Consider the following 24,405-nt stretch of genomic DNA (forward strand, 5'->3'; position numbering starts at 1 on the left):
GGCGGAGCCCCGACGAGCCCCGGGCGCCCGGCGCTTCCCCACGGTGCCGGGCGCCCGGTCCCGGCCCGCACTGTCACTGCGCGCCAGTAGGCTGGTCGACATGGCAGACCCCTCCAGCTACCGCCCCAAGCCGGGACAGATCCCCGACTCGCCGGGGGTCTACAAATTCCGCGACGAGCACCGCCGGGTGATCTACGTCGGGAAGGCCAAAAGCCTGCGTCAGCGCCTCGCCAACTACTTCCAGGACGTGGCGAATCTCCACCCGCGCACCGCCACCATGGTCACCACGGCGGCCTCCGTGGAGTGGACGGTGGTCTCCACCGAGGTCGAGGCGCTCCAGCTGGAGTACTCCTGGATCAAGGAATTCGACCCGCGGTTCAACGTCAAGTACCGGGACGACAAGAGCTATCCGTATCTCGCGGTCACCCTCAATGAGGACTTCCCGCGGGTCCAGGTGCTGCGCGGCGCCAAGAGGAAGGGCGTGCGCTACTTCGGTCCGTACGGCCACGCCTGGGCGATCCGCGAGACCGTCGACCTGATGCTGCGGGTCTTTCCCGTACGCACCTGCTCGGCCGGGGTCTTGAGGAATCACCAGCAGAAGGGCCGCCCCTGTCTGCTCGGCTACATCGGCAAGTGCTCCGCGCCCTGCGTGGGCCGGGTCACCCCCGAGGAGCACCGCGAACTGGCCGAGGAGTTCTGCGACTTCATGGCCGGCCGCACCGGCACGTACATCCGCCGTCTGGAGAAGCAGATGATGGCGGCCGCCGAGGAGATGGAGTACGAGAGGGCGGCCCGGCTGCGTGACGACATAGAGGCCCTCAAGCGGGCCCTGGAGAAGAACGCCGTCGTGCTCGCGGACGCCACCGACGCCGACCTGATCGCCGTCGCCGAGGACGAGCTCGAAGCCGCGGTGCAGATCTTCCACGTCCGCGGCGGCAGGGTGCGCGGCCAGCGCGGCTGGGTCACCGACAAGGTCGAGGCCGTCGACACCGCCGGCCTCGTCGAGCACGCGCTCCAGCAGCTGTACGGCGAGGAGCGGGGCGACGCGGTCCCCAAGGAGGTCCTCGTGCCGGCCCTCCACGAGGACAGCGACGCGGTCAGTCTGTGGCTGAGCGGCCGGCGCGGCTCGAACGTCTCACTCCGTATCCCTCAGCGTGGCGACAAGAAGGACCTGATGGAGACGGTCCAGCGCAATGCCCAGCAGGCCCTGGCCCTGCACAAGACCAAACGCGCCAGCGATCTCACCACCCGCTCGCGCGCCCTGGAGGAGATCGCCGAGGCCCTCGGCCTGGACTCGGCGCCGCTGCGGATCGAGTGCTTCGACATCTCGCACCTCCAGGGCGAGGACGTGGTGGCGTCCATGGTCGTCTTCGAGGACGGCCTGGCGCGCAAGAGCGAGTACCGCCGGTTCCAGATCAAGGGCTTCGAGGGCCAGGACGACGTCCGCTCGATGCACGAGGTGATCAGCCGCCGCTTCAAGCGCTATCTGGCGGAGAAGGACAGGACGGGGGAGTGGATCGGCGACGACACCCCGGAGGACGAAAGCAAGCCCAAGCGCTTCGCGTATCCGCCGCAGCTCGTCGTCGTGGACGGCGGACAGCCGCAGGTGGCAGCCGCCCAGCGCGCCCTCGACGAACTCGGCATCGACGATGTCGCCGTGTGCGGACTGGCCAAGCGCCTCGAAGAGGTCTGGCTGCCGCACGACGACGACCCGGTGGTCCTGCCGCGCTCCAGCGAGGGGCTGTATCTCCTTCAGCGGGTCCGTGACACAGCTCACGACTTCGCCATCCGCTACCAGCGCTCCAAGCGGACCAAGCGCATCAGGACCAGCCCGCTGGACGCGGTCCCGGGTCTCGGCGAAACCCGGAAACAGGCGCTGATCAAGCATTTCGGCTCGGTGAAGCGGCTGAAGCAGGCGACAATCGAGCAGATCTGCGAGGTTCCAGGCATGGGCCGCAAGACGGCGGAGTCCGTCGTGGTGGCCCTCGCCCAGGCGGCTCCGGCCGCTCCTGCCGTGAATACGGCAACAGGAGAGATCATTGAAGAGAACGACGGGGGCAGCAGGACATGAATGAGCACGATGGAGACGGAGCAGCAGACGTGAGTACGGGCACCACGATCGAGCCCGGCGGGGCCGCGGACGCGGCAATCCCCGAGCTGGTGATCATCTCCGGAATGTCGGGCGCCGGGCGCAGCACGGCCGCGAAGTGTCTGGAGGACCTCGGCTGGTTCGTCGTCGACAACCTGCCGCCTGCGCTGATCCCCACCATGGTGGAGCTCGGCGCACGCTCGCAGGGCAATGTCGCCCGGATCGCCGTCGTCGTCGACGTACGCGGCCGGCGGTTCTTCGACAACCTCCGCCAGTCCCTCGCCGACCTGGACACCAAGCAGGTCACCCGGCGGATCGTCTTCCTCGAGTCCTCCGACGACGCCCTGGTCCGCCGCTTCGAGTCGGTCCGCAGGCCGCACCCCCTCCAGGGCGACGGCCGGATCGTCGACGGCATCGCTGCCGAGCGCGACCTGCTGCGCGAGCTGCGCGGCGACGCCGACCTGGTGATCGACACCTCCAGCCTCAACGTCCATGAGCTGCGCGCCAAGATGGACGCCCAGTTCGCGGGCGACGAGGAGCCGGAGCTGCGGGCCACGGTGATGTCGTTCGGATTCAAGTACGGACTGCCGGTCGACGCGGACCTCGTCGTCGACATGCGCTTCCTGCCGAACCCGCACTGGGTTCCGGAGCTGCGTCCGTTCACCGGCCTCAACGAAGAGGTGTCGAACTACGTCTTCAACCAGCCCGGCGCCAAGGAGTTCATCGACCGCTACACCGAGCTGCTTCAGCTGATCGCCGCGGGCTACCGCCGCGAGGGCAAGCGGTATGTGACCATCGCGGTCGGCTGCACCGGCGGTAAGCACCGCTCCGTCGCCACGTCCGAGAAGCTCGCCGCCAGGCTCTCGTCCGCGGGGATCGAGACCGTCGTTGTCCACCGGGACATGGGGCGCGAGTGACCGGACGCAACCTCCGTCTGCGGCGACTGCGCAGGTCCACGCATGCGCCGACCGGGCGGAAGCGCGGCGCACAGCCCAAGGTCGTCGCGCTCGGCGGCGGCATGGGCCTGTCCGCGTCGCTCACGGCCCTGCGCCGTATCACGGGCGACCTCACCGCGGTCGTCACCGTCGCCGACGACGGCGGCTCCAGCGGCCGGCTCCGCGACGAGCTCGGCGTGCTGCCGCCCGGTGACCTGCGCAAGGCCCTGGCGGCGCTGTGCGGCGACGACGACTGGGGCCAGACCTGGGCCCGGGTGATCCAGCACCGCTTCCAGTCCCAGGGCGACCTGCATGAACACGCGGTCGGCAATCTGCTGATAGTGGCGCTGTGGGAGCAGCTCGGCGACCATGTCCTGGCCCTGGACCTGGTCGGCAAGCTGCTCGGCGCGCACGGCAGGGTGCTGCCGATGTCCGCCGTCCCGCTGGAGTTGCAGGCGCTGGTCCGGGGCCACGACCCGGCTCGCCCGAACGACGTGGAGACCGTGCGCGGCCAGGCGACCGTCGCGCTCACGCCCGGTGAGGTGCAGTCGGTGCACCTCGTCCCGCACGACCCGCCCGCCGTCCCGGAGGCCGTTGCCGCCGTCCTGGACGCCGACTGGGTGGTGCTCGGCCCGGGTTCCTGGTTCTCATCGGTGATCCCGCATCTGCTCGTGCCCGAACTGCTGGACGCGCTGATCGAGACGAAGGCCCGCCGGGTCCTCTCGCTCAACCTCGCGCCGCAGCCCGGCGAAACAGATGGCTTCTCACCGCAGCGTCATTTGGAGGTTTTGGGACGACACGCGCCTAAACTCGCCCTGGACGTGGTGCTGGCCGACGAGGCCGCCGTGCCCGACCGTGAGTCCCTCGCCGAAGCCGCCACGCGGCTCGGCGCCGCGGTCGAGCTGGCCCCCGTGGCCTCGCCCGACGGCGTTCCGAAGCATGATCCGGAGCTGTTGGCCGCCGCGTACGACCGTATTTTTCGGATGCATGGAAGGATCGGCCCATGGCGATGACGGCAGCGGTGAAGGACGAAATCTCCCGGCTTCCCGTCACCCGGACCTGCTGCAGAAAAGCGGAGGTCTCGGCGATCCTTCGGTTCGCGGGCGGGCTGCACCTGGTGAGCGGCCGCATCGTGATCGAGGCGGAGCTGGACACCGGCATCGCGGCGCGCCGGCTGAAGCGGGACATCCTGGAGATCTTCGGGCACAGCTCCGAGCTGATGGTGATGGCGCCCGGCGGACTGCGCCGCGGCTCGCGCTACGTCGTACGAGTGGTGGCCGGCGGTGACCAACTGGCCCGCCAGACCGGTCTCGTCGACGGCCGGGGCCGCCCGATCCGCGGGCTGCCCCCGCAGGTCGTCTCCGGTGCAACCTGTGACGCGGAGGCCGCCTGGCGTGGCGCGTTCCTGGCACACGGCTCGCTCACCGAGCCGGGCCGCTCCTCCTCGCTGGAGGTCACCTGCCCCGGCCCGGAGGCGGCTCTGGCTCTCGTCGGCGCGGCCCGCCGGCTCTCCATCGCCGCCAAGGCGCGCGAGGTTCGCGGCGTGGACCGCGTCGTCGTGCGCGACGGGGACGCGATCGGCGCGCTGCTGACCCGCCTTGGGGCGCACGAGTCGGTGCTGGCCTGGGAGGAGCGGCGGATGCGCCGCGAGGTGCGCGCCACTGCCAACCGCCTCGCCAACTTCGACGACGCCAACCTGCGCCGCTCGGCGCGCGCCGCGGTCGCCGCGGGCGCCCGGGTGCAGCGCGCGCTGGAGATCCTCGGCGAGGAGGTGCCCGAGCACCTCGCCGCGGCCGGCCGGCTGCGGATGGAGCACAAGCAGGCTTCGCTCGAGGAGCTGGGTGCGCTGGCCGACCCACCGCTGACCAAGGACGCGGTCGCGGGCCGTATCCGCCGGCTGCTTGCGATGGCCGACAAGCGGGCCCAGGACTTGGGCATTCCGGGTACGGAGTCCAATCTGACCGAGGAAATGGCCGACGGTCTCGTCGGCTGAGTCCCTGCTGAGTCCTGCCTGAGCCGCGGCTGAGTCCCGCCTGATTCCCGACGGAGTTCCGGCTGAATGTCCACCGCCATGATCGACCCACCGCTGTCGGCGCCTTCCCGGCGCCGACAGCGGTGTTATGTCTATTTGTATGCTCTTGACATGATCATGAAGTGTCATGAGCCTGTCGTCTGTCCACTTTCGTGGCACACAAAAGAAAAGGGGGGCTCATGAGACGCAGAGCGAGATCGATCCTCGCCGCGGCTTCACTGCTGATGGCCGGACTGGCGGCCGCGCCGGTCGCCCAGGCGGAACAGGGGGGTGACGACGACGGACTTGCCGTATGGCACGCGAAGGTCACCAAGGCCCAGGTCCCGCTGATCCTCGCGGCGGGCGCCGACGGACATGAACTCAGCGAGCAGGTGCCCGACAAGGGCACCGCCACCGTCGAGCTCTACCTCACCGAACAGCAGGCCGGCGAACTGCGCGAGCAGGGCATCGGCATCACCGAGCACACCGTCTCGGCCACGGCCGAGAAGCGCGCTGCCGCCGCGGGCGACGGCGTCTTCCGCCCGTACGGCGGCGAGACGGGCCTGAAGCGCGAGATCCTCGCCACCGCGCAGGCCAATCCCGCCCTCACCAAGGTCGTCAGCATCGGCAAGACCGTGGGGGGCCAGGACATCCTCGCCCTCAAGCTCAGCAAGGGCGCCAAGAAGTACAAGGACGGCTCCAAGCCCGCCGCGCTGTATATGTCCAACCAGCACGCCCGCGAGTGGATCACCCCGGAAATGACCCGCCGGCTGATGCACCACTACCTCGCGGGCTACGGCAAGGACCCGCGGATCACGAAGATCGTCGACTCCACCGAACTGTGGTTCGTCATCTCCGCCAACCCCGACGGCTACGACTACACGTTCAAGGGCACCGCCGAGCGCCAGTGGCGCAAGAACCTCCGCGACAACAACGGCGACGGCAAGATCGCCCCCGGCGACGGTGTCGACCTCAACCGCAACTTCGCCTACAAGTGGGGCTACGACAACGAGGGTTCGTCCCCCGACCCGGCATCCGAGACCTACCGCGGCACCGGTCCGGCCTCCGAGCCCGAGACGAAGGCGCTCGACGCCTTCCAGAAGCGCATCGGCTTCGAGTACGGCATCAACTACCACTCCGCGGCCCAGCTGCTCCTGTACGGAGTCGGCTGGCAGGTCGCCACCCCGACGCCCGACGACGTCCTGTACGAGTCCCTCGCCGGTACGCCCCAGAACTCCGCCGTCCCCGGCTACCGCCCCCAGGTGTCCTCCGAGCTCTACACCACCAACGGCGAAGCCGACGGCCACGCGGCAAACGTCAACGGGATGATGATGTACACCCCGGAGATGTCGACCTGCGCCACCGCCTCCAGGATCGACCCCAACGACCCCTGGAACGCTGCCGACTGCGCGTCCATCTTCACCTTCCCGGACGACGAGAAGCTGATCCAGCAGGAGTTCGCCAAGAACATCCCGTTCGCGCTCTCCGTCGCCGAAACCGCGGCCCACCCCGACCAGCCGTCCTCCTCGATCGGCCTGAAGGCCGCGGACTTCACCCCCGACGCCTTCACCACCTCCTACGCCCGCGGCGGCGACCAGGAAGTCTCCGTCATCGCGCGCAAGTCCGTACGCGACAAGGAGCTCAAGTACCGCGTCAACGGCGGCCGTACGCACGATCAGGCGCTCAGGGCCTGGAAGGGCGGCGAGGTCTACGGCGGCGACGACAACATCCGCTTCGACGAGTACCGCGCCAAGGTCCAGGATGGCGATGTCGGCGACAAGGTCGAGGTCTGGTTCACCGGTGAGACCAAGGCCGGACAACCCACCTCCAGCGAGCACTTCACCTACACGGTCGCCGAACGGCCGCGCGGCAACACGCTGGTGATCGCCGAAGAGGGCGGCACCACCCCGGCGCAGCACACCGCCGCGTACACCAGGGCCCTCGCGGACAACGGCCACAGGGCCTCGGTCTGGGACGTCGCCACGCAGGGCGTCCCGGACGCCCTCGGCGTGCTCGGCCACTTCAAGACGGTCCTCTGGTACACCGGCGCGGGACAGCCCTCCGCAGCGACCACGGGCGCCGTACGGGACTACCTCAACGAGGGCGGGAGGCTGATCAACGCCGGTGAGCTGGCCGGCGGCGACGTCGACCTCGGCGGAGCCGACTCCAACGACTTCGCGCAGTACTACCTCGGCGCGTACAACCGCGTCGGGCTGAAGTCCCCGTTCTCCTTCGCGGGCACCGGAAGGCTCGCGGGCGCGAATGCCTCACTCGCCGCCGCGGCCGGGAACCCGCTCGACCTGGCCGGGGCGTACACGATCACCTCGGACACCCTGAAGCCGGACCAGTTCCCGCAGTTCAAGAGCGCTGCCGCGGGCGGCTACCCGGGCATCCGCACCCCGTTCGAGCCGGCCGACGGATCCTGGTTCGCGGCGGCGAAGCACGAGGACGACGCGTACATGCGGCTGTCGCGCACCGTGGATCTGACCGGCACCGCGGCCGGTGCCAAGCCGAGCCTGCAGTTCCAGCTCAGCCATGACACCGAGCGCGGCTACGACAACGTCGTCGTCGAGGCGCACACGGTCGGCCAGGACGACTGGACGACCCTGCCGGACGCCAACGGCGGCACCACGACCGAGGTGCCCGTCCAGTGCGAGGAGGGCTTCTACGTAGAGGGCCACCCGTTCCTCGCCCACTACCTGACCGTCGCCGAGAGCGGCTGCACGCCGACCGGCACCACGGGCGCCTGGAACCGCTTCACCGGCTCCTCCAACGGCTGGCAGCCCGTCTCCGTCGACCTCAGCGCCTACCCGGGCAAGCAGGTCGAGCTCTCCATCTCGTACATCACGGACCCGGGCACCGGCGGAATCGGCGCCTTCGTCGACGACACCAAGCTCGTCGTCGGCGGCACCCCGCAGGGTCCCGAGGGCTTCGAGACCGCGCTCGGCCCGTGGACCGTCGCGGGACCGCCGGCCGGCAGCCCCGGCAATACCGGCGACTGGGCACGCGCCCAGGCGCTGTTCCACGCCCATTCGGCCGTCACCACCCGGGACACAGTGCTCATCGGCTTCGGCCTGGAGCATGTGCCCGGCGCGGCCGACCGCAAGCAGCTCATCGGAAAGGCTCTCAGCGCGCTCCGGCGCTGACGCTGCGTAGCCGGAACGGCGGTCCGTGGACCCTACTGGGGGGTACGGACCGCCGTGCCACGCACGGAGCCACTCGATGTCACTCCGGGGCCCTCATGGAGGTAGGGTCGTAGGCGGTCGGGGACATCCCATACAACTCGCCGGCGTCTAAAACCGGCGTACCAACGAGGAGATCGGTTCGTGACGATCCGCGTAGGCATCAACGGCTTTGGCCGCATCGGTCGTAACTACTTCCGCGCGCTGCTGGAGCAGGGTGCAGACATCGAGATCGTGGCTGTCAACGACCTGGGTGACACTGCGACCACGGCCCACTTGCTGAAGTACGACACCATCCTCGGCCGCCTCAAGGCCGAGGTGACCCACACCGCCGACACGATCACGGTCGACGGCCACACCATCAAGGTGCTCTCCGAGCGCAACCCCGCCGACATTCCGTGGGGCGAGCTGGGCGTCGACATCGTCATCGAGTCGACCGGCATCTTCACTAAGAAGGCCGACGCCGAGAAGCACATCGCCGGCGGTGCCAAGAAGGTCCTCATCTCGGCTCCGGCCAAGAACGAGGACATCACCATCGTGATGGGCGTCAACCAGGACAAGTACGACGCGGCCAACCACCACGTCATCTCCAACGCCTCCTGCACCACCAACTGTGTGGCGCCGATGGCCAAGGTTCTCCTGGAGAACTTCGGCATCGTCAAGGGCCTGATGACCACGGTCCACGCGTACACGAACGACCAGCGCATCCTGGACTTCCCGCACTCGGACCTGCGCCGCGCCCGCGCCGCCGCCGAGAACATCATCCCGACCACCACCGGTGCCGCGAAGGCCACCGCGCTGGTCATCCCGGAGCTGGCGGGCAAGCTCGACGGCATCGCGATGCGCGTCCCGGTCCCCACCGGCTCCGTGACCGACCTGGTGGTCGAGCTCGAGCGCGAGGTCACCAAGGACGAGGTCAACACCGCGTTCCAGAAGGCGGCCGAGGGTCAGCTCAACGGCATCGTGGACTACACCGAGGACCCGATCGTCTCCTCGGACATCGTCAACTGGCCCGCCTCCTGCACCTTCGACTCCTCCCTGACCATGGTCCAGGGCAAGAACGTCAAGGTCATCGGCTGGTACGACAACGAGTGGGGCTACTCCAACCGTCTCGTGGACCTCACGGTCTTCGTCGGCGGCCAGCTCTGATCTGCAACGAGAGCACCACGATGTGAGCGACAGGGCTCGGGCAGCGCAACGCAGCGCGGTTCGAGCCCTTCGCACGTCCCAGCCCTCTGAGGAGCCCTACACATGAAGACGATCGACCAACTTCTCGCCGAAGGGGTCGCCGGCAAGCGGGTATTCGTCCGCGCCGACCTCAATGTGCCGCTCGACGGCACCACGATCACCGACGACGGCCGCATCCGCGCCGTAGTACCGACCGTCGCCAAGCTCGCCGAGGCGGGCGCGCGCGTCGTCGTCGCCTCCCACCTGGGCCGTCCCAAGGGCGCCCCGGACCCGGCCTTCTCGCTCGCCCCCGCGGCCGCGCGGCTCGGTGAACTGCTCGGCGCCGATGTCGCCTTCGCCACCGACACCGTCGGCGAGTCGGCCAAGGTCGTCGTAGCGGGCCTCGCCGACGGCCGGGTCGCCGTCATCGAGAACCTCCGCTTCAACGCCGGCGAGACCAGCAAGGACGCCGCCGAGCGCGGCGCCTTCGCCGATCAGCTCGCCACTCTTGCCGATCTGTACGTGGGCGACGGCTTCGGCGCCGTACACCGCAAGCACGCCTCGGTGTACGACCTCCCGGCCCGCCTGCCGCACGCCGCCGGCTACCTCATCGCCACCGAGGTCGGCGTCCTGAAGAAGCTCACCGAGGACGTCAAGCGCCCGTACGTCGTCGTCCTCGGCGGCGCCAAGGTCTCCGACAAGCTCGGGGTCATCGACCACCTCCTGGAGAAGGCCGACCGCATCCTGATCGGCGGCGGCATGGCGTACACCTTCCTCAAGGCCCAGGGGCACGAGGTCGGCATCTCGCTGCTGCAGGCGGACCAGATCCCGGCGGTCCTGGAGTACCTGGAGCGGGCCAAGGCGAAGGGCGTGGAGTTCGTGCTCCCCGTCGATGTCCTGGTCTCGACCGAGTTCCCGGACCTGAAGACCAAGGCTCCGGCCAACCCGTCCCGTCGTCGCCGCGGACGCGATCCCGGCCGACCAGGAGGGTCTGGACATCGGTCCCGAGACCCGCAAGCTGTACGCATCGAAGCTCGCCGACGCGGCCACCGTCTTCTGGAACGGTCCGATGGGCGTCTTCGAGCACCCCGACTACGCCGAGGGCACCAAGGCCGTTGCCCAGGCGCTCGTCGACTCCCCGGCGTTCTCGGTCGTCGGCGGTGGCGACTCCGCCGCGGCCGTCCGGATCCTGGGCTTCGACGAGAAGGTATTCGGCCACATTTCGACCGGTGGCGGCGCGAGCCTCGAGTACCTCGAGGGCAAGACGCTTCCCGGCATCGCCGCACTGGAGGACTGACCCTCAATGACTGCTCTTGAAAACGGCCGCACGCCGCTGATGGCGGGCAACTGGAAGATGAACCTCAACCACCTCGAGGCCATCGCCCATGTCCAGAAGCTCGCTTTCGCCCTGGCGGACAAGGACTACGACGCCGTAGAGGTCGCGGTACTGCCGCCCTTCACCGACCTGCGGTCCGTGCAGACCCTGGTTGACGGCGACAAGCTCAGGATCAAGTACGGCGCGCAGGACCTCTCCGCGCACGACTCCGGCGCGTACACCGGCGAGATCTCGGGCTCGATGCTGTCCAAGCTGAAGTGCACCTACGTCGCCGTGGGCCACTCCGAGCGCCGGCAGTACCACGCCGAGACGGACGAGCTCTGCAACGCCAAGGTGAAGGCCGCCTTCAGGCATGGCCTGACCCCGATCCTCTGCGTCGGTGAGGGCCTGGACGTCCGCAAGGCCGGCCAGCAGGTCGAGTACACGATCACGCAGCTCGACGGCGGACTGAAGGACATCCCGGCCGAGCAGGCCGAGTCCATCGTGATCGCGTACGAGCCGGTGTGGGCCATCGGCACCGGCGAGGTCGCCACCCCCGAGGACGCGCAGGAGGTCTGCGGGGCGATCCGCGGGCGTCTTGCCGAGCTGTACTCCCAGGAGCTGGCCGACAAGGTCCGCATCCAGTACGGCGGCTCGGTGAAGTCCGGGAACGTCGCCGCGATCATGGCGCAGCCCGATGTGGACGGTGCTCTGGTGGGCGGTGCGGCGCTGGACGCGGACGAGTTCGTCAAGATCGTCCGGTTCCGCGACCAGTAAGTATGCGGTAGCGCGGATCCGTCGTACCCTTGCGGGGGCCTGAGGCTTTCCGAGCCCGGGCCCCCGTCGTCTATTTCAGTCCGAGGAAGTTGGTCCAGCCGTGATTATGGGGTTTTCGATCGCCCTGATCGTCTTCAGCCTGCTGATGCTGCTGCTGGTGCTGATGCACAAGGGGAAGGGCGGCGGCCTCTCCGACATGTTCGGTGGCGGTATGCAGTCCTCAGTAGGCGGCTCCTCGGTCGCCGAGCGCAACCTCGACCGCATTACGGTGGTCGTCGGTCTGCTGTGGTTTGCGTGCATTGTCGTACTTGGGCTGCTGATGAAGCTGGACAGCTGACCACGTCGCCGTCAGCGTCTCGGTGCGGGGTGTAACTCCAATCACTGGACGCACGTTGGGCCTTACGTAGACTGGGGCATCTTCGAGCACCATCACGCAGGGAGTTACGACCGTGGCAAGTGGCAACGCGATCCGGGGAAGCCGGGTCGGAGCGGGGCCGATGGGTGAGGCCGAGCGGGGCGAGTCCGCGCCGCGCCTGCGCATCTCCTTCTGGTGCTCGAACGGGCACGAGACGCAGCCGAGCTTCGCCAGCGACGCACAGGTTCCGGATACTTGGGACTGTCCTCGCTGCGGGTTCCCGGCCGGACAGGACCGGGACAATCCGCCGGACCCGCCGCGCACCGAGCCGTACAAGACGCACCTCGCCTATGTACGCGAGCGGCGCAGCGACGCGGACGGCGAGGCGATCCTCGCCGAGGCGCTCGCGAAACTGCGGGGCGAAATCTAGAAGTTGTTACCGGCCGGATGCCTGTGGGCGTCCGGCCGGAGTGCGTTCGCGGCTGATTGTCAGTGGCACCCCCTACCGTTTTGAATCAACGGACCGGACGGGGGATGTTGTGACGGCGACCGAAGCGGTGCAGACGCGAACACCCGCGTGGCGCGGAGGGTTCGGACGACTGTGGACGGCCGCCGTCGTCTCGAAACTCGGCGACTCGCTGCGGATCGCCGCGATGCCGCTGTTTGCCGCCTCGCTGACCGACGACCCCCTCCTCATCGCCTCGGTGACAGCGTGCGGTTATCTGCCCTGGCTGCTGTTCGGCCTGCTCGGCGGCGCGGTCGCCGACCGGGTGGACCAGCGGCGGGCGATGTGGGCCGTTGATCTGCTGCGCGGCCTGCTGATGGCGGGCTTCGCGGGCGCGGTATGGCTGGACCTTGGATCCATAGCGCTGCTGCTCGCGCTGGCCTTCGCCCTCACCACGCTCCAGACACTCTTCGACAACGCTGCGACGGCCCTGCTGCCCTCGCTGGTGCCGGCCGAGGCGCTGAGCAGCGCCAATGCCCGGCTGATGACCGCACAGCAGATCGTCGGGGGCTTTGTGGCCGCGCCCCTGGTTCCGGTGCTGCTCGTGGTGGGCGCCGCCATGCCGTACGCAGCGGATGCGGCCACCTATGCCGTGGCGGCGGCGCTGGTGGCATCCCTGCGGGTCGCTGCGCCGGAGCGGGACCCCAGACCGGCCGGGAGCACCCTGCGCGGGGAGATCGCGGAGGGGCTGCGCACCCTGTGGCTGGACCGGGCACAGCGCGGGCTCTGCATCGCCACCACACTCTGCAACATCGGCATGGGCGCGCTCATCGCCACCCTCGTCGTCCATGTCACCGGCTGGCTCGGCGCGGGGGCCGGCGGATACGCGGCGGTGATCACGGCCTTCGGGGCCGGCAGCGCGGCGGGCGGCCTGCTTGCCCGCAGGCTGGCCGACCGGATCGGGCGAATACGGAGCGTGTTCGTCGCCGGGCTTGTGCAGACCGGATGCCTGGCCGCCATGGGGTCCGTGCGCGCGCTGTGGGTCACGATCGCCGCGATGGCGGTGTTCGCGGTCATGGGCATGGTGTGGAACGTCAACCAGACGACGCTGATCCAGGAGCGCAGCCCGGCGCAGCTGCTGGGCCGGATCAGCTCCGCCTTCCGTACGCTCGCGGTCGCCGGCGCTCCGCTCGGCGCGCTGCTCGGCGGAGCGGCGGCGGCCGCCTGGGGACCAAACACCCCCGCCTTGCTGGCGGCAGGACTGTTCATTCCGGCAGTCGCATCGCTCGCCCCGCTGATCAATTAGGTTGGAGACGCAGCGGGGCACGCAGGCAGGTACGAGAAGAAGTGGGCTGATGTCCAGGATGCTGTGTCTTCCCGGGGGACAACCCCCGGACCCCCGGCCGAAAAGCAGGTCAGCGGGGCTGAACCGACCGTCCACGCGAGGTGAATCTCTGTGAACGCAGAAGGCCGTACCAGGCTCAATCAGACGCCCGAATGGACTGCTCTCGGCAAGTACCGCGAGCAACTCGGACAGACGCATCTGCGCGAGCTGTTCGCAGCCGACCAGGCGCGCGGCAGCCGGTACACCCTCCAGGTCGGCGATCTCTACCTCGACTACTCCAAGCATCTGGTGACCGACGAGACGCTGGCGCTGCTGCGTGAGCTGGCCGAGGCCACCAACGTCGCCGAGCTGCGGGACGCGATGTTCCGCGGCGAGAAGATCAACACCACCGAGGACCGCGCCGTCCTGCACACGGCGCTGCGCGCCCCGCGGGACGCCGTGATCGAGGTGGACGGCGAGAACGTGGTGCCCGCGGTGCACGCCGTACTCGACAAGATGGCCGCCTTCTCCGACCGCGTCAGGTCGGGCGAGTGGACCGGCCACACCGGCAAGCCCATCAAGAACGTGGTGAACATCGGCATCGGCGGCTCCGACCTGGGCCCGGCCATGGCGTACGAGGCGCTACGCTCCTACACCGCGCGCGATCTGACATTCCGTTTCGTGTCGAACGTCGACGGGGCCGATCTGCACGAGGCCGTAAGGGACTTGGACCCGGCCGAGACGCTCTTCATCATCGCCTCCAAGACATTCACCACCATCGAGACCATCACCAACGCCACCTCCGCCCGCGACTGGCTACTCACCGAGCTGAAGGCCGGTCAGGAGGCCGTCGCCAAGCACTTCGTGGCGCTGTCCACGAACGCCGAGAAGGTCTCCGACTTCGGCATCGACACGGCGAACATGTTCGAGTTCTGGGACTGGGTCGGCGGGCGCTACTCCTTCGACTCCGCGATCGGCCTCTCGCTGGTGATCGCGATCGGGCCGGACCACTTCCGGGACATGCTCGCCGGCTTCCATCTGGTCGACGAGCACTTCCGTACGGCTCCGGCGGAGGCCAACGCGCCGCTGCTGCTCGGCCTGCTGGGCGTCTGGTACGGCGAGTTCTTCGACGCGCAGTCGCACGCGGTGCTGCCGTACTCCCACTATCTGAGCAAGTTCACCGCCTATCTCCAGCAGCTCGACATGGAGTCCAACGGCAAGTCCGTGGACCGCGAGGGCAACCGCGTCGAGTGGCAGACCGGACCGGTGGTCTGGGGCACGCCCGGCACCAATGGACAGCACGCGTACTACCAGCTGATCCACCAGGGCACCAAGGTCATCCCGGCGGACTTCATCGGCTTCGCCAAGCCGGTCGGGGATCTGCGGCCCGGTCTGGTCGCCCAGCACGACCTGCTGATGGCCAACTTCCTCGCACAGACGCAGGCGCTCGCCTTCGGCAAGACGCCTCAGGAGGTACGGGCGGAGGGTGTGCCCGAGGAACTGGTGGCGCACAAGACGTTCCAGGGCAACCACCCGACGACCACGATCCTCGCCAACGAGCTCACGCCTTCCGTGCTCGGCCAGTTGATCGCGCTCTACGAGCACAAGGTGTTCGTCCAGGGCGCCATCTGGAACATCGACTCCTTCGACCAGTGGGGCGTCGAGCTCGGCAAGGTGCTCGCCAAGAAGATCGAGCCGGTGCTCACCGAGGGGACAGGCGGGGAGCAGCTGGACAGCTCGACCTCGACACTGGCCGCCAAGTACCGCACGCTGCGGGGTCGTTGAGCCGATGGAGGAGGAGGGGGTGAGGCTGAGGCCGCCGAACAGCACACTGAACGAGCGGGTGGTCGGCTGGTGGCGGGTTCAGTTGCTGCTGACGACCGCGATTCCGGTGGCCGTGCTCGCCGTACTGGGGCTGCTCATCGAACCGGCCCGGCTGTGGCTGCTGACGCCCGCCGTCGTACTGGCGGTGCTGGGCCTGGCCTGCACCCTCTTCCTCCCCAACTGGTGGTTCCGGGTGCACCGCTGGGAGGTCACGGACGAGGCGGTCTACGTCCGTACGGGGGCGCTGTGGCAGGAATGGCGGATCGCGCCCATGTCCAGGATCCAGACTGTGGATACGATGCGCGGGCCGCTGGAGCAGGTGTTCCGGCTCGCCACGGTCATCGTCACCACCGCGTCCTCCAAGGGCGCGATCAAGATCGAGGGGCTCGACCATGAGGTCGCCGCGGAGCTCGCGGAGCAGCTGACCCGGATAACCCAGGCCACGCCCGGGGACGCGACATGAGCGCGGCCGAGCCGCAGCCGGTGGCCGAGCCGCAGCCGGTGGCCGAGGAGGAGTGGCGGCGGCTCGACAAGCGCACCGTGCTCGTCACCGCCTCCGTCATGGCGGGGGTGGCCGCGGGCGCAGGGCTGCCCACCACCCTCGGCCTCGCCGGCGGAATGCCGCTCGGGCAGGCGTTCGGCTGGGTGCTGGCCGGTGCCGTGCTGCTGATCGCCGTGGGCGCGGGCGCGGACTACGTACGGTGGCGCCGGACGCGCTACCGCATCGGCCTCGAACGCGCCGAACTCCACACCGGACTGCTGCTGGTCAAACGCCGTTCGCTGGCCCGCGAGCGCATCCGTAGCGTCGACCTGTCCGCCAACCCACTGCTGCGCGTCCTCGGCCTGGTCAAGGTGCGTATCGGCACGGGCGAGCACACAGGCGGCGAGTCCACGCTGGAGCTCGACCCGGTCAGCAAGGCGGAGGGCGAGCGGCTGCTTACGCAGCTGCTGGCCCGGACGGCGACGACCGATCTCGGCACCCACCGGGAGGGCGAGCTCGCTGCCCTCGATCCGTCCTGGATCCGGTACGCACCGGTCAGCTTTGTCGCCCCGCTGCTCGGCGGCGCCGCGGTCGGCGGTGTGATGCAGGTCAGCGAGTGGTTCGGGGCGCAGGGCAAGGTCATCGACTGGGTGGGGGACCGGTTCCAGGACACCTCCATCGCCATGATGGTCGTGGTGCTCGTCACCGTGGCCGTGACCGCCGGAGTCGTCGGAGCGCTCGGCCTGTGGATCGAGATGTGGTGGAACTACCGACTGGAGCGGGAGCCTGGCGGCACCCTGCGAGTGCGGCGTGGCCTGTTCACCGCGCGCTCGATCTCCATAGAGGAGCGCCGCCTGCGCGGTGTCGAACTCGTCGAGCCGCTCGGCGTCAGACTGTTCGGCGCGGCCCGGGTCGACGCGGTCGCCACCGGTCTCACCGACGACGAGGAGGACAAGCACGCCGATCTGAAGGTGCTGCTGCCGCCGGCGCCGCGGGCCATGGCGGACGAGGTGGCCGCGCAGGTGCTGCGCGAGCCCGTGGCCCCGACGAGCGCTCACCTGACCGCCCACCCCAGGGCGGCGCGCACCCGGCGGCTGCGCTGGGCGCTGGCATCGGCGCTGCTGCCGCTGCTGGTGCTGACGGTTCTGGGCGCCTGGCTCAATTCCGTACTGCTGTACATCGCGGCGGCGTGCGCGGTCGTGGCGCTGCCGGCCGCGGTGATCCTCGCCTTGGATGCGTACCGCAGTCTCGGGCACGGCATCAGCGGTGCGTATCTGGTGGCCCGCTCCGGCACGGTCCGCCGCGCGACGGTCGCGCTGCAGCGGGGCGGGGTCATCGGCTGGACGGTGAAGCAGTCGGTCTTCCAGCGCCGGGCCGGGGTGCTGACGCTGACCGCGACGACGGCCGCGGGGGCGGGAGCGTATTCGGTGTACGACGCGGGGGAGAGCGAGGGCCTGGCGTTCGCGTCGGACGCGGTACCGGGGCTGCTGGAGCCGTTCCTCGTACGGGGCGACGGGACGGCGGGGTGCGGTTCGGCCGAGGCCGGCGCGACAATCCCCGTATGACCGCATCCGGCCACCCGGGCAGCCTCGTGGGGGTCCCGCCGGACGAAGTCTGGGGGAGTTTGAGGCGCGGGGTCTGGGGCGGAGCCCCAGTCAGGGCGACGCCGGCGGATACAGGGCCCGCGGCAGCTGTGACGCCGCCGCCGCGTCGAGCAGCCACAGCGTCCGGCTGCGGCCCCTCGCGCCCGCTGCCGGGGCCTGGACCTCGCCCGCGCCCGACAGCGCTATCGCCACCGCCTTCGCCTTGTCCTCGCCCGCCGCCAGCAGCCATACCTCGCGCGCCGACCGGATCGCCGGGAGCGTGAGCGAGATACGTGTCGGAGGCGGCTTGGGCGCGCCGTGCACGCCGACCACCGTGCGGTCCGTCTCGCGGACCGCGGGCAGCTCGGGGAAGAGCGACGCCACATGGGTGTCGGGCCCCACCCCCAGCATCAGCACATCGAAGCTCGGCACCGGACCGTGGTCCTCCGGGCCCGCCGCCGCGGCGAGTTCGGCCGCGTACGCTGCCGCTGCCGCGTCCACGTCACTGTCGTACACACCGTCCGACGCGGGCATCGCGTGCACCCGCTTCGGGTCCACCGGCACGCTGTCCAGCAGGGCCCCGCGGGCCTGCGTGATATTGCGCTCCGGGTCGCCCTCCGGGAGGAACCGCTCGTCGCCCCACCACAGATCGAGACGCGGCCAGTCGATCGCGTCCCGGGCCGGCGAGGTCCCGAGGGCGGCGAGCAGGGCATTGCCGTTGCGGCCGCCCGTCAGCACCACCGACGCGGAGCCGCGCGCGGCCTGGGCGTCCACGATCTTCGTGATCAGCCGGGCCGCCGCGGCCTGCGCCATCAGCTCCTTGTCGTGATGGACGACGAGCTGCGGGGCACTCACTTCGCCGCCGCCTTCTTGGCCGGAGCCGCCTTCTTGGCCGGAGCGGCCTTCTTCGCGGGGGCGGACTTGGCCTCGGACTTGGTCTCCGACTTCCCTCCGGACGTGGCCTGCGAAGCGGACGCCCCGGCGCCCGACGCCTCGTCGCCGTAACTGAGCCGCTCCACGCCGAGCCGCAGCGCCGACGCATACGTGTCGTCCGGGTCGAGGCGCCGCAGTTCCTCCGCCATCAGCTCGGCCGTGTCACGCCGCTTCAGCGCCACCGCCCGGTCCGGCTGTCCCTGGATGGACAGCGTCGCCAGGGAGCCGTCCGCCCGGTCCAGCACGATCGGACCGCAGTTCGTCTCCATCCGTACGGCCGTGAGACCAGGCCCCGACGAAGCCGAGCGCGTCACCGGCACCTTCAGCCGGTCGGCGAGCCACATCCCGAGCAGTTCGCAGCTCGGGTTGAACTCCTCGCCCTCTACCTCCACCGAGGTGACCTCGCACATCACCTGGTCCAGAGCGGCCGCGAGCATGGAGCGCCACGGCGTGATCCGGGTCCACGCCAGATCGGTGTCGCCGGGGGTGTACGCCTCGGCGCGCGCCATCAGGTCACGCACCGGCTGTTCGGAGGCGTACGAGTCCGTCACCCGGCGCTGCGCCAGCACGCCCAGCGGGTCACTGGCCGGGTCGGTCGGCCCGTTCACCGGCCACCAGACCACGACTGGCGCGTCCGGCAGCAGCAGCGGCAGAACCACCGACTGGGCGTGATCGATGACCTCGCCGTACAGCCGAAGCACGACCGTCTCGCCGGTGCCCGCGTCCGCGCCCACCCGCACCTCGGCGTCCAGGCGTGCCTTCGCCCGGTCGCGCGGCGAGCGCGAGATCCGCTTGATGACGACCAGCGTGCGAGAAGGGTGCTCGCGCGACGCCTCGTTGGCCGCCTTCAGCGCGTCGTAGGCGTTCTCCTCGTCGGTGACGATGACAAGGGTGAGCACCATGCCGACGGCCGGGGTGCCGATCGCCCGGCGCCCCTGCACCAGCGCCTTGTTGATCTTGCTGGCCGTGGTGTCCGTAAGGTCGATCTTCATGGCCGACGCCAGCTCCGTCCGTCTCGTGCGAGCATTTCGTCCGCCTCGACCGGCCCCCACGTACCAGCCGGGTACTGCGCGGGCTTGCCGTGCTTGTCCCAGAACTGCTCGATCGGGTCGAGGATCTTCCAGGACAGCTCGACCTCCTCAAGTCTCGGGAAGAGGTTGGAGTCGCCGAGCAGGACGTCGAGGATGAGCCGTTCGTACGCCTCCGGGCTGGACTCCGTGAAGGACTCGCCGTACGCGAAGTCCATCGAGACGTCCCGCACCTCCATCGAGGTGCCAGGCACCTTCGAGCCGAACCGCAAGGTCACGCCCTCGTCCGGCTGGACGCGGATGACCAGGGCGTTCTGGCCCAGTTCCTCGGTGGCCGTGTGGTCGAAGGGGGAGTGCGGGGCGCGCTGGAAGACCACCGCGATCTCGGTGACCCGGCGCCCAAGCCGCTTGCCCGTACGGAGATAGAAGGGGACGCCCGCCCAGCGGCGGTTGTCGATCTCCAGCTTGACCGCGGCGTAGGTGTCGGTCTTCGACTTGGGGTCGATGCCGTCTTCCTGGAGATAGCCGACGGCCTTCTCGCCGCCCTGCCAGCCCGCCGTGTACTGCGCGCGCACCGTGCTCCTGGACAGGTCCTGGGGCAGCTTCACCGCGCCGAGGACCTTGGTCTTCTCGGCCGCGAGCGCGTCCGCGTCGAAGGAGGCGGGCTCCTCCATCGCGGTCAGCGCGAGCAGCTGGAGAAGGTGGTTCTGGATGACGTCACGGGCGGCGCCGATGCCGTCGTAGTAGCCGGCGCGGCCGCCGATGCCGATGTCCTCGGCCATGGTGACCTGGACATGGTCGACGTACGACCGGTTCCAGATCGGCTCGAACAGGGTGTTGGCGAAGCGCAGCGCCAGAATGTTCTGGACGGTCTCCTTGCCCAGGTAGTGGTCGATCCTGAAGACCTCGTTGGCCGGGAAGACCTCGTGCACCACCTGGTTGAGCTCCTTGGCGGAGACCAGGTCGTGGCCGAACGGCTTCTCGATGACCGCGCGGCGCCAGGAGCCCTCCTTCTGGTCGGCCAGCCCGTGCTTCTTCAGCTGCTGGACGACCCTGGGGAAGAACTTCGGCGGCACGGACAGATAGAAGGCGAAGTTGCCGCCGGTGCCCTGCTTCTTGTCGAGGTCCTCGATGGTGGCCTTCAGCTTCTCGAAGGCGTCATCGTCGTCGAAGGTGCCCTGGACGAAGCGCATCCCCTGGATGAGCTGCTGCCACACCTCCTCGCGGAACGGCGTACGCGCGTGGGCCTTGACGGCGTCGTGGACCTCCTGCGCGAAGTCCTCGTCCTGCCATTCACGGCGGGCGAAGCCGATGAGCGAGAAGCCCGGTGGCAGCAGCCCGCGGTTGGCCAGGTCATAGACCGCAGGCATCAACTTTTTACGTGACAAATCGCCCGTGACACCAAAGATGACCAGGCCCGACGGCCCCGCGATACGCGGGAGCCGTCGGTCTGCTGGGTCACGGAGCGGATTGGCTCCGCCAATACCTGACAAGGTGGTCAGCCCTCCGAAGGAGCGAGGCGCTGAAGCTCGGCCTCGGTCGACTTGAGCAGGTCGTTCCAGGCCGAGGCGAACTTCTCGACGCCCTCGTCCTCGAGCAGCTGCACGACGTCGTCGTAGGAGATCCCGAGCTTCTCGACGGCGTCGAGTTCGGCGCGGGACTGCTCGTACGTGCCGCGCACCGCGTCACCCCTGATCTCGCCGTGGTCGGCGGTGGCTTCGAGGGTGGCCTCCGGCATGGTGTTCACCGTGCCCGGCGCGACGAGCTCGTCGACATACAGCGTGTCCTTGTACGCCGGGTCCTTGACGCCCGTCGAGGCCCACAGCGGACGCTGCCTGTTGGCCTGCGCCTTGTCGAGCGCGGCCCAGCGGTCGGAGGAGAAGACCTCCTCGTACGCCTCGTAGGCGAGCCGCGCGTTGGCCAGCGCCGCCTTGCCGCGGGCCTCCTTGGCCTCCGGCGTGCCCAGCGCGTCCAGACGCTTGTCGATCTCGGTGTCCACGCGCGACACGAAGAAGGACGCCACCGACTGGATCTTGGAAAGGTCCAGGCCCGCGGCCTTCGCCTTCTCCAGACCGGCCAGGTAGGCGTCCATGACCTCGCGGTAGCGCTCCAGCGAGAAGATCAGCGTGACATTGACGCTGATGCCCTTGCCGATGACCTCGGTGATCGCCGGCAGGCCGGCCTTCGTCGCCGGGATCTTGATGAGGGTGTTCGGCCGGTCCACCAGCCAGGCCAGCTGCTTGGCCTCGGCGATGGTCGCCGGGGTGTTGTGGGCCAGGCGCGGGTCGACCTCGATGGAGACCCGGCCGTCCTGGCCGCCGGTGGCGTCGAAGACCGGCCGCAGGATGTCGGCGGCGTCCCGGACGTCCGCCGTCGTGATCATGCGTACGGCTTCCTCGACGGTCACCTTGCGTACGGCGAGGTCGGCGAGCTGCTGCTCGTAGCCGTCACCGCTGCTGATGGCCTTCTGGAAGATCGAGGGGTTGGTGGTGACGCCCACGACGTGCTGCTGGTCGATCAGTTCGGCGAGATTGCCGGACGTGATCCGCTTACGCGACAGGTCGTCGAGCCAGATCGCGACGCCTTCGTCGGAGAGGCGCTTGAGTGCGTCTGTCATGAGAGTTGCATCTCCTACTTGTCGTTTACCGGCGTCAGCGCGCGGCGGCGGCCAGCCCACTAACAAATTCAAGCGAGTCCCGGGCGGCGGCGGCCACGTTCTCGGCAGTGAAGCCGAACTCGCGGAAGAGGACCTTGCCGTCGGCCGAAGCCCCGAAGTGCTCCAGCGAAACGATGCGACCGGCGTCGCCCACGAAGCGGTGCCAGGTAAGACCGATACCGGCCTCGACCGCCACCCGCGCCTTGACGGCCGGCGGCAGAACGCTGTCCTTGTACTCCTGGTCCTGCTCCTCGAACCACTCGACGGACGGCATCGAGACGACCCGGGTCGGCACGCCTTCGGCCTGCAGCCGCTCGCGCGCCTCGACGGCGAGCTGCACCTCGGAGCCGGTGCCGATCAGCACGACCTGCGCGTCGCCGCCCTCGGCGTCGAACAGGACGTAACCGCCCTTCGCCGCATCGTCGTTGCGCTCGTAGGTGGGCACACCCTGGCGGGTCAGCGCCAGACCATGCGGGGCGCCGACCCCGAACTCCTTGGTGTAGCGCTTGAGGATCTCGCGCCAGGCGATCGCGGTCTCGTTGGCGTCGGCCGGGCGGACGATGTTCAGACCCGGGATGGCGCGCAGCGAGGCCAGGTGCTCCACCGGCTGGTGGGTCGGGCCGTCCTCGCCGAGACCGATCGAGTCGTGCGTCCAGACGTACGTCACCGGCAGGTGCATCAGCGCCGAAAGCCGTACCGCGTTGCGCATGTAGTCGGAGAACACCAGGAAGGTGCCGCCGTAGATACGGGTGTTGCCGTGCAGGGCGATGCCGTTCATGGTCGCGGCCATGGCGTGCTCGCGGATGCCGAAGTGGATCGTGCGGCCGTACGGCTCGGCTCCCGGCAGCGGGTTGCCCTTGGGCAGGAACGACGAGGTCTTGTCGATCGTCGTGTTGTTCGAGCCGGCCAGGTCGGCGGAGCCGCCCCACAGCTCGGGGATGACCGCGCCCAGCGCCTGGAGGATCTTGCCGGAGGCCGCGCGGGTGGCGACGCCCTTGCCGGTCTCGAACTCCGGGAGCCGGTCCTCCCAGCCCGCGGGGAGCTCGCCCGCGCGGATCCGGTCGAACTCGGCGGCCCGCTCCGGGGTGGCGGTGCGCCATGCGGCGAAGGTCTTCTCCCACTCGCCGCGGGCCTCGCGGCCGCGGTCGAGCGCCTCACGGGTGTGCGCGAGGACCTCGTCGGAGACCTCGAAGGACTTCTCCGGGTCGAAGCCCAGGACGCGCTTGGTGGCCGCGACCTCTTCCTCGCCGAGGGCCGAGCCGTGCGCGGCCTCGGTGTTCTGCGCGTGCGGCGCGGGCCAGGCGATGATCGAGCGCATCGCGATGAAGGAGGGGCGCTCGGTCTCGGCCTGCGCCGCCTTCAGGGCGTTGTACAGGCCGACGGGGTCCAAGTCGCCGTTCGCCAGCTGCTCGACGCGCTGGACGTGCCAGCCGTACGCCTCGTACCGCTTGAGGGTGTCCTCGGAGACGGCCGTCTCCGTGTCGCCCTCGATCGAGATGTGGTTGTCGTCCCAGAGGAGGACGAGGTTGCCCAGCTTCTGGTGGCCGGCCAGCGAGGACGCCTCGTGGGAGATGCCCTCCTGGAGGCAGCCGTCACCGGCGACGGCCCAGATGGTGTGGTCGAACGGGGAGGTACCCGCAGGGGCATCCGGGTCGAACAGACCGCGCTCGTAGCGGGAGGCCATGGCCATGCCCACAGCGTTGGCGACACCCTGGCCGAGCGGCCCGGTCGTCGTCTCGACGCCCGGGGTGTGCCCGTACTCCGGGTGGCCCGGGGTCTTCGAGCCCCAGGTCCTGAACGCCTTCAGATCATCGAGCTCCAGGCCGTACCCGGCCAGGTAGAGCTGGATGTAGAGGGTCAGCGACGAGTGGCCCGCGGAGAGCACGAACCGGTCGCGCCCGGTCCAGTCCGGATCGGCGGGGTCGTGCCGCATCAGCTTCTGGAACAGCACGTACGCGGCGGGCGCGAGGCTCATGGCCGTACCGGGGTGGCCGTTGCCGACCTTCTGTACGGAATCCATGGCCAGGACGCGGACGGTATCAACGGCCCGCTGGTCCAGATCGGTCCACTCGAGGTCTGTGGTGGTCGGCTTGGTGCTCACCCTGGGTCAGGGCTCCTCTCCACATGTTCGTATCCCGGTGACGACGGAAGCACCGGGCGTTGTCGAGCCTACCCCCGGAACAACGCGCAACTTTTCGAGTGCAGGTCTTTGAAAGAATCGCGTAAAGCCAGGGTGCAATCGCTGGGTCTTCTTCGCCTCCTGGCGAGGTATACGCATGGGCCGGGGCAGCCGCTCAACA

Annotated in this window: 18 protein-coding genes and 1 pseudogene; 14 read left to right on the forward strand and 5 right to left on the reverse strand. The window is 69.3% G+C overall.

From position 1 onward, the window contains the following. Positions 1 to 100 precede the first annotated feature (100 nt). The 14 genes and pseudogenes from uvrC (at position 101) to QFZ67_RS30085 (ending at position 17,470) form a co-directional block, all read left to right on the forward strand. On the forward strand, positions 101 to 2,071 hold the full coding sequence (gene uvrC, locus QFZ67_RS30020) for an excinuclease ABC subunit UvrC (protein WP_307664188.1): 1,971 nt from the start codon (positions 101 to 103) through the stop codon (positions 2,069 to 2,071). Next, a complete protein-coding gene (rapZ, locus tag QFZ67_RS30025) occupies positions 2,068 to 3,006 on the forward strand; it encodes an RNase adapter RapZ (RefSeq protein WP_307664189.1) in 939 nt (312 codons plus the stop codon). The genes uvrC and rapZ overlap by 4 nt, the downstream gene beginning before the upstream one ends. Continuing rightward, complete coding sequence (yvcK, locus tag QFZ67_RS30030) at positions 3,003 to 4,037, forward strand: uridine diphosphate-N-acetylglucosamine-binding protein YvcK (RefSeq protein WP_307664190.1); 1,035 nt, start codon at positions 3,003 to 3,005, stop codon at positions 4,035 to 4,037. The genes rapZ and yvcK overlap by 4 nt, the downstream gene beginning before the upstream one ends. Then, on the forward strand, positions 4,028 to 5,017 hold the full coding sequence (whiA, locus tag QFZ67_RS30035) for a DNA-binding protein WhiA (RefSeq protein WP_215093490.1): 990 nt from the start codon (positions 4,028 to 4,030) through the stop codon (positions 5,015 to 5,017). Before yvcK ends, whiA begins: the two co-directional genes overlap by 10 nt. 218 nt (positions 5,018 to 5,235) lie before the next feature. Beyond that, on the forward strand, positions 5,236 to 8,181 hold the full coding sequence (locus QFZ67_RS30040; protein ID WP_307664191.1) for a M14 family metallopeptidase: 2,946 nt from the start codon (positions 5,236 to 5,238) through the stop codon (positions 8,179 to 8,181). Between the two features lie 180 nt (positions 8,182 to 8,361). Beyond that, positions 8,362 to 9,366, forward strand: coding sequence for a type I glyceraldehyde-3-phosphate dehydrogenase (gap, locus tag QFZ67_RS30045; RefSeq protein ID WP_307664192.1), 1,005 nt, complete (start codon positions 8,362 to 8,364; stop codon positions 9,364 to 9,366). Between the two features lie 102 nt (positions 9,367 to 9,468). After that, positions 9,469 to 10,681 (forward strand): annotated as a pseudogene (gene pgk, locus QFZ67_RS30050) (phosphoglycerate kinase). Between the two features lie 6 nt (positions 10,682 to 10,687). Further along, complete coding sequence (gene tpiA / locus QFZ67_RS30055) at positions 10,688 to 11,476, forward strand: triose-phosphate isomerase (RefSeq protein WP_307664193.1); 789 nt, start codon at positions 10,688 to 10,690, stop codon at positions 11,474 to 11,476. 106 nt (positions 11,477 to 11,582) lie between these two features. Beyond that, positions 11,583 to 11,813: a preprotein translocase subunit SecG gene (secG, locus tag QFZ67_RS30060; RefSeq protein ID WP_307664194.1), complete on the forward strand. Its 231-nt coding sequence runs from the start codon at positions 11,583 to 11,585 to the stop codon at positions 11,811 to 11,813. Between the two features lie 112 nt (positions 11,814 to 11,925). After that, entirely contained in the window at positions 11,926 to 12,261 is a 336-nt protein-coding gene (locus QFZ67_RS30065; protein ID WP_003957010.1) for an RNA polymerase-binding protein RbpA, read from the forward strand. A 109-nt stretch (positions 12,262 to 12,370) separates the two neighbouring features. After that, entirely contained in the window at positions 12,371 to 13,582 is a 1,212-nt protein-coding gene (locus QFZ67_RS30070; protein ID WP_307664195.1) for an MFS transporter, read from the forward strand. Positions 13,583 to 13,732: 150 nt separating this feature from the next. After that, positions 13,733 to 15,385, forward strand: coding sequence for a glucose-6-phosphate isomerase (pgi, locus tag QFZ67_RS30075; protein WP_307664196.1), 1,653 nt, complete (start codon positions 13,733 to 13,735; stop codon positions 15,383 to 15,385). 4 nt (positions 15,386 to 15,389) lie between these two features. Beyond that, positions 15,390 to 15,887 carry a PH domain-containing protein gene (locus tag QFZ67_RS30080; RefSeq protein WP_307664197.1) on the forward strand — a complete coding sequence of 166 codons (498 nt, stop codon included), beginning with the start codon at positions 15,390 to 15,392 and terminating at the stop codon, positions 15,885 to 15,887. Continuing rightward, a complete protein-coding gene (locus QFZ67_RS30085; protein WP_307664198.1) occupies positions 15,884 to 17,470 on the forward strand; it encodes a PH domain-containing protein in 1,587 nt (528 codons plus the stop codon). Before QFZ67_RS30080 ends, QFZ67_RS30085 begins: the two co-directional genes overlap by 4 nt. Positions 17,471 to 17,560: 90 nt before the next feature. Here QFZ67_RS30085 and pgl read toward each other — a convergent pair whose 3' ends face one another. The 5 genes from pgl to tkt are packed head-to-tail and all read right to left on the reverse strand — an operon-like array spanning position 17,561 to position 24,206. Then, a complete protein-coding gene (pgl, locus tag QFZ67_RS30090) occupies positions 17,561 to 18,343 on the reverse strand; it encodes a 6-phosphogluconolactonase (protein ID WP_307664199.1) in 783 nt (260 codons plus the stop codon). Beyond that, positions 18,340 to 19,413, reverse strand: a complete 1,074-nt coding sequence (opcA, locus tag QFZ67_RS30095; protein ID WP_307664200.1) for a glucose-6-phosphate dehydrogenase assembly protein OpcA — start codon at positions 19,411 to 19,413, stop codon at positions 18,340 to 18,342. The genes pgl and opcA overlap by 4 nt, the downstream gene beginning before the upstream one ends. Further along, positions 19,410 to 20,942, reverse strand: a complete 1,533-nt coding sequence (zwf, locus tag QFZ67_RS30100) for a glucose-6-phosphate dehydrogenase (protein WP_307664201.1) — start codon at positions 20,940 to 20,942, stop codon at positions 19,410 to 19,412. The genes opcA and zwf overlap by 4 nt, the downstream gene beginning before the upstream one ends. A gap of 5 nt (positions 20,943 to 20,947) precedes the next feature. Continuing rightward, the gene (gene tal, locus QFZ67_RS30105) at positions 20,948 to 22,066 is read right to left on the reverse strand and encodes a transaldolase (protein ID WP_307664202.1); all 1,119 of its coding nucleotides are present in this window, start codon (positions 22,064 to 22,066) and stop codon (positions 20,948 to 20,950) included. Between the two features lie 34 nt (positions 22,067 to 22,100). Then, the gene (tkt, locus tag QFZ67_RS30110; RefSeq protein WP_307664203.1) at positions 22,101 to 24,206 is read right to left on the reverse strand and encodes a transketolase; all 2,106 of its coding nucleotides are present in this window, start codon (positions 24,204 to 24,206) and stop codon (positions 22,101 to 22,103) included. Positions 24,207 to 24,405 lie beyond the last annotated feature (199 nt).

This window comes from Streptomyces sp. V1I1 (assembly GCF_030817355.1).
Lineage (GTDB): Bacteria > Actinomycetota > Actinomycetes > Streptomycetales > Streptomycetaceae > Streptomyces.

Coding starts and splice junctions, on each gene's coding strand:
- uvrC (WP_307664188.1), top strand. CDS start 101: ATGGCAGACCCCTCCAGCTACCGCCCCAAGCCGGGACAGATCCCCGAC.
- rapZ (WP_307664189.1), top strand. CDS start 2,068: ATGAATGAGCACGATGGAGACGGAGCAGCAGACGTGAGTACGGGCACC.
- whiA (WP_215093490.1), top strand. CDS start 4,028: ATGGCGATGACGGCAGCGGTGAAGGACGAAATCTCCCGGCTTCCCGTC.
- QFZ67_RS30040 (WP_307664191.1), top strand. CDS start 5,236: ATGAGACGCAGAGCGAGATCGATCCTCGCCGCGGCTTCACTGCTGATG.
- tpiA (WP_307664193.1), top strand. CDS start 10,688: ATGACTGCTCTTGAAAACGGCCGCACGCCGCTGATGGCGGGCAACTGG.
- secG (WP_307664194.1), top strand. CDS start 11,583: ATGGGGTTTTCGATCGCCCTGATCGTCTTCAGCCTGCTGATGCTGCTG.
- QFZ67_RS30080 (WP_307664197.1), top strand. CDS start 15,390: ATGGAGGAGGAGGGGGTGAGGCTGAGGCCGCCGAACAGCACACTGAAC.
- QFZ67_RS30085 (WP_307664198.1), top strand. CDS start 15,884: ATGAGCGCGGCCGAGCCGCAGCCGGTGGCCGAGCCGCAGCCGGTGGCC.
- opcA (WP_307664200.1), bottom strand. CDS start 19,413: ATGAAGATCGACCTTACGGACACCACGGCCAGCAAGATCAACAAGGCG.
- tal (WP_307664202.1), bottom strand. CDS start 22,066: ATGACAGACGCACTCAAGCGCCTCTCCGACGAAGGCGTCGCGATCTGG.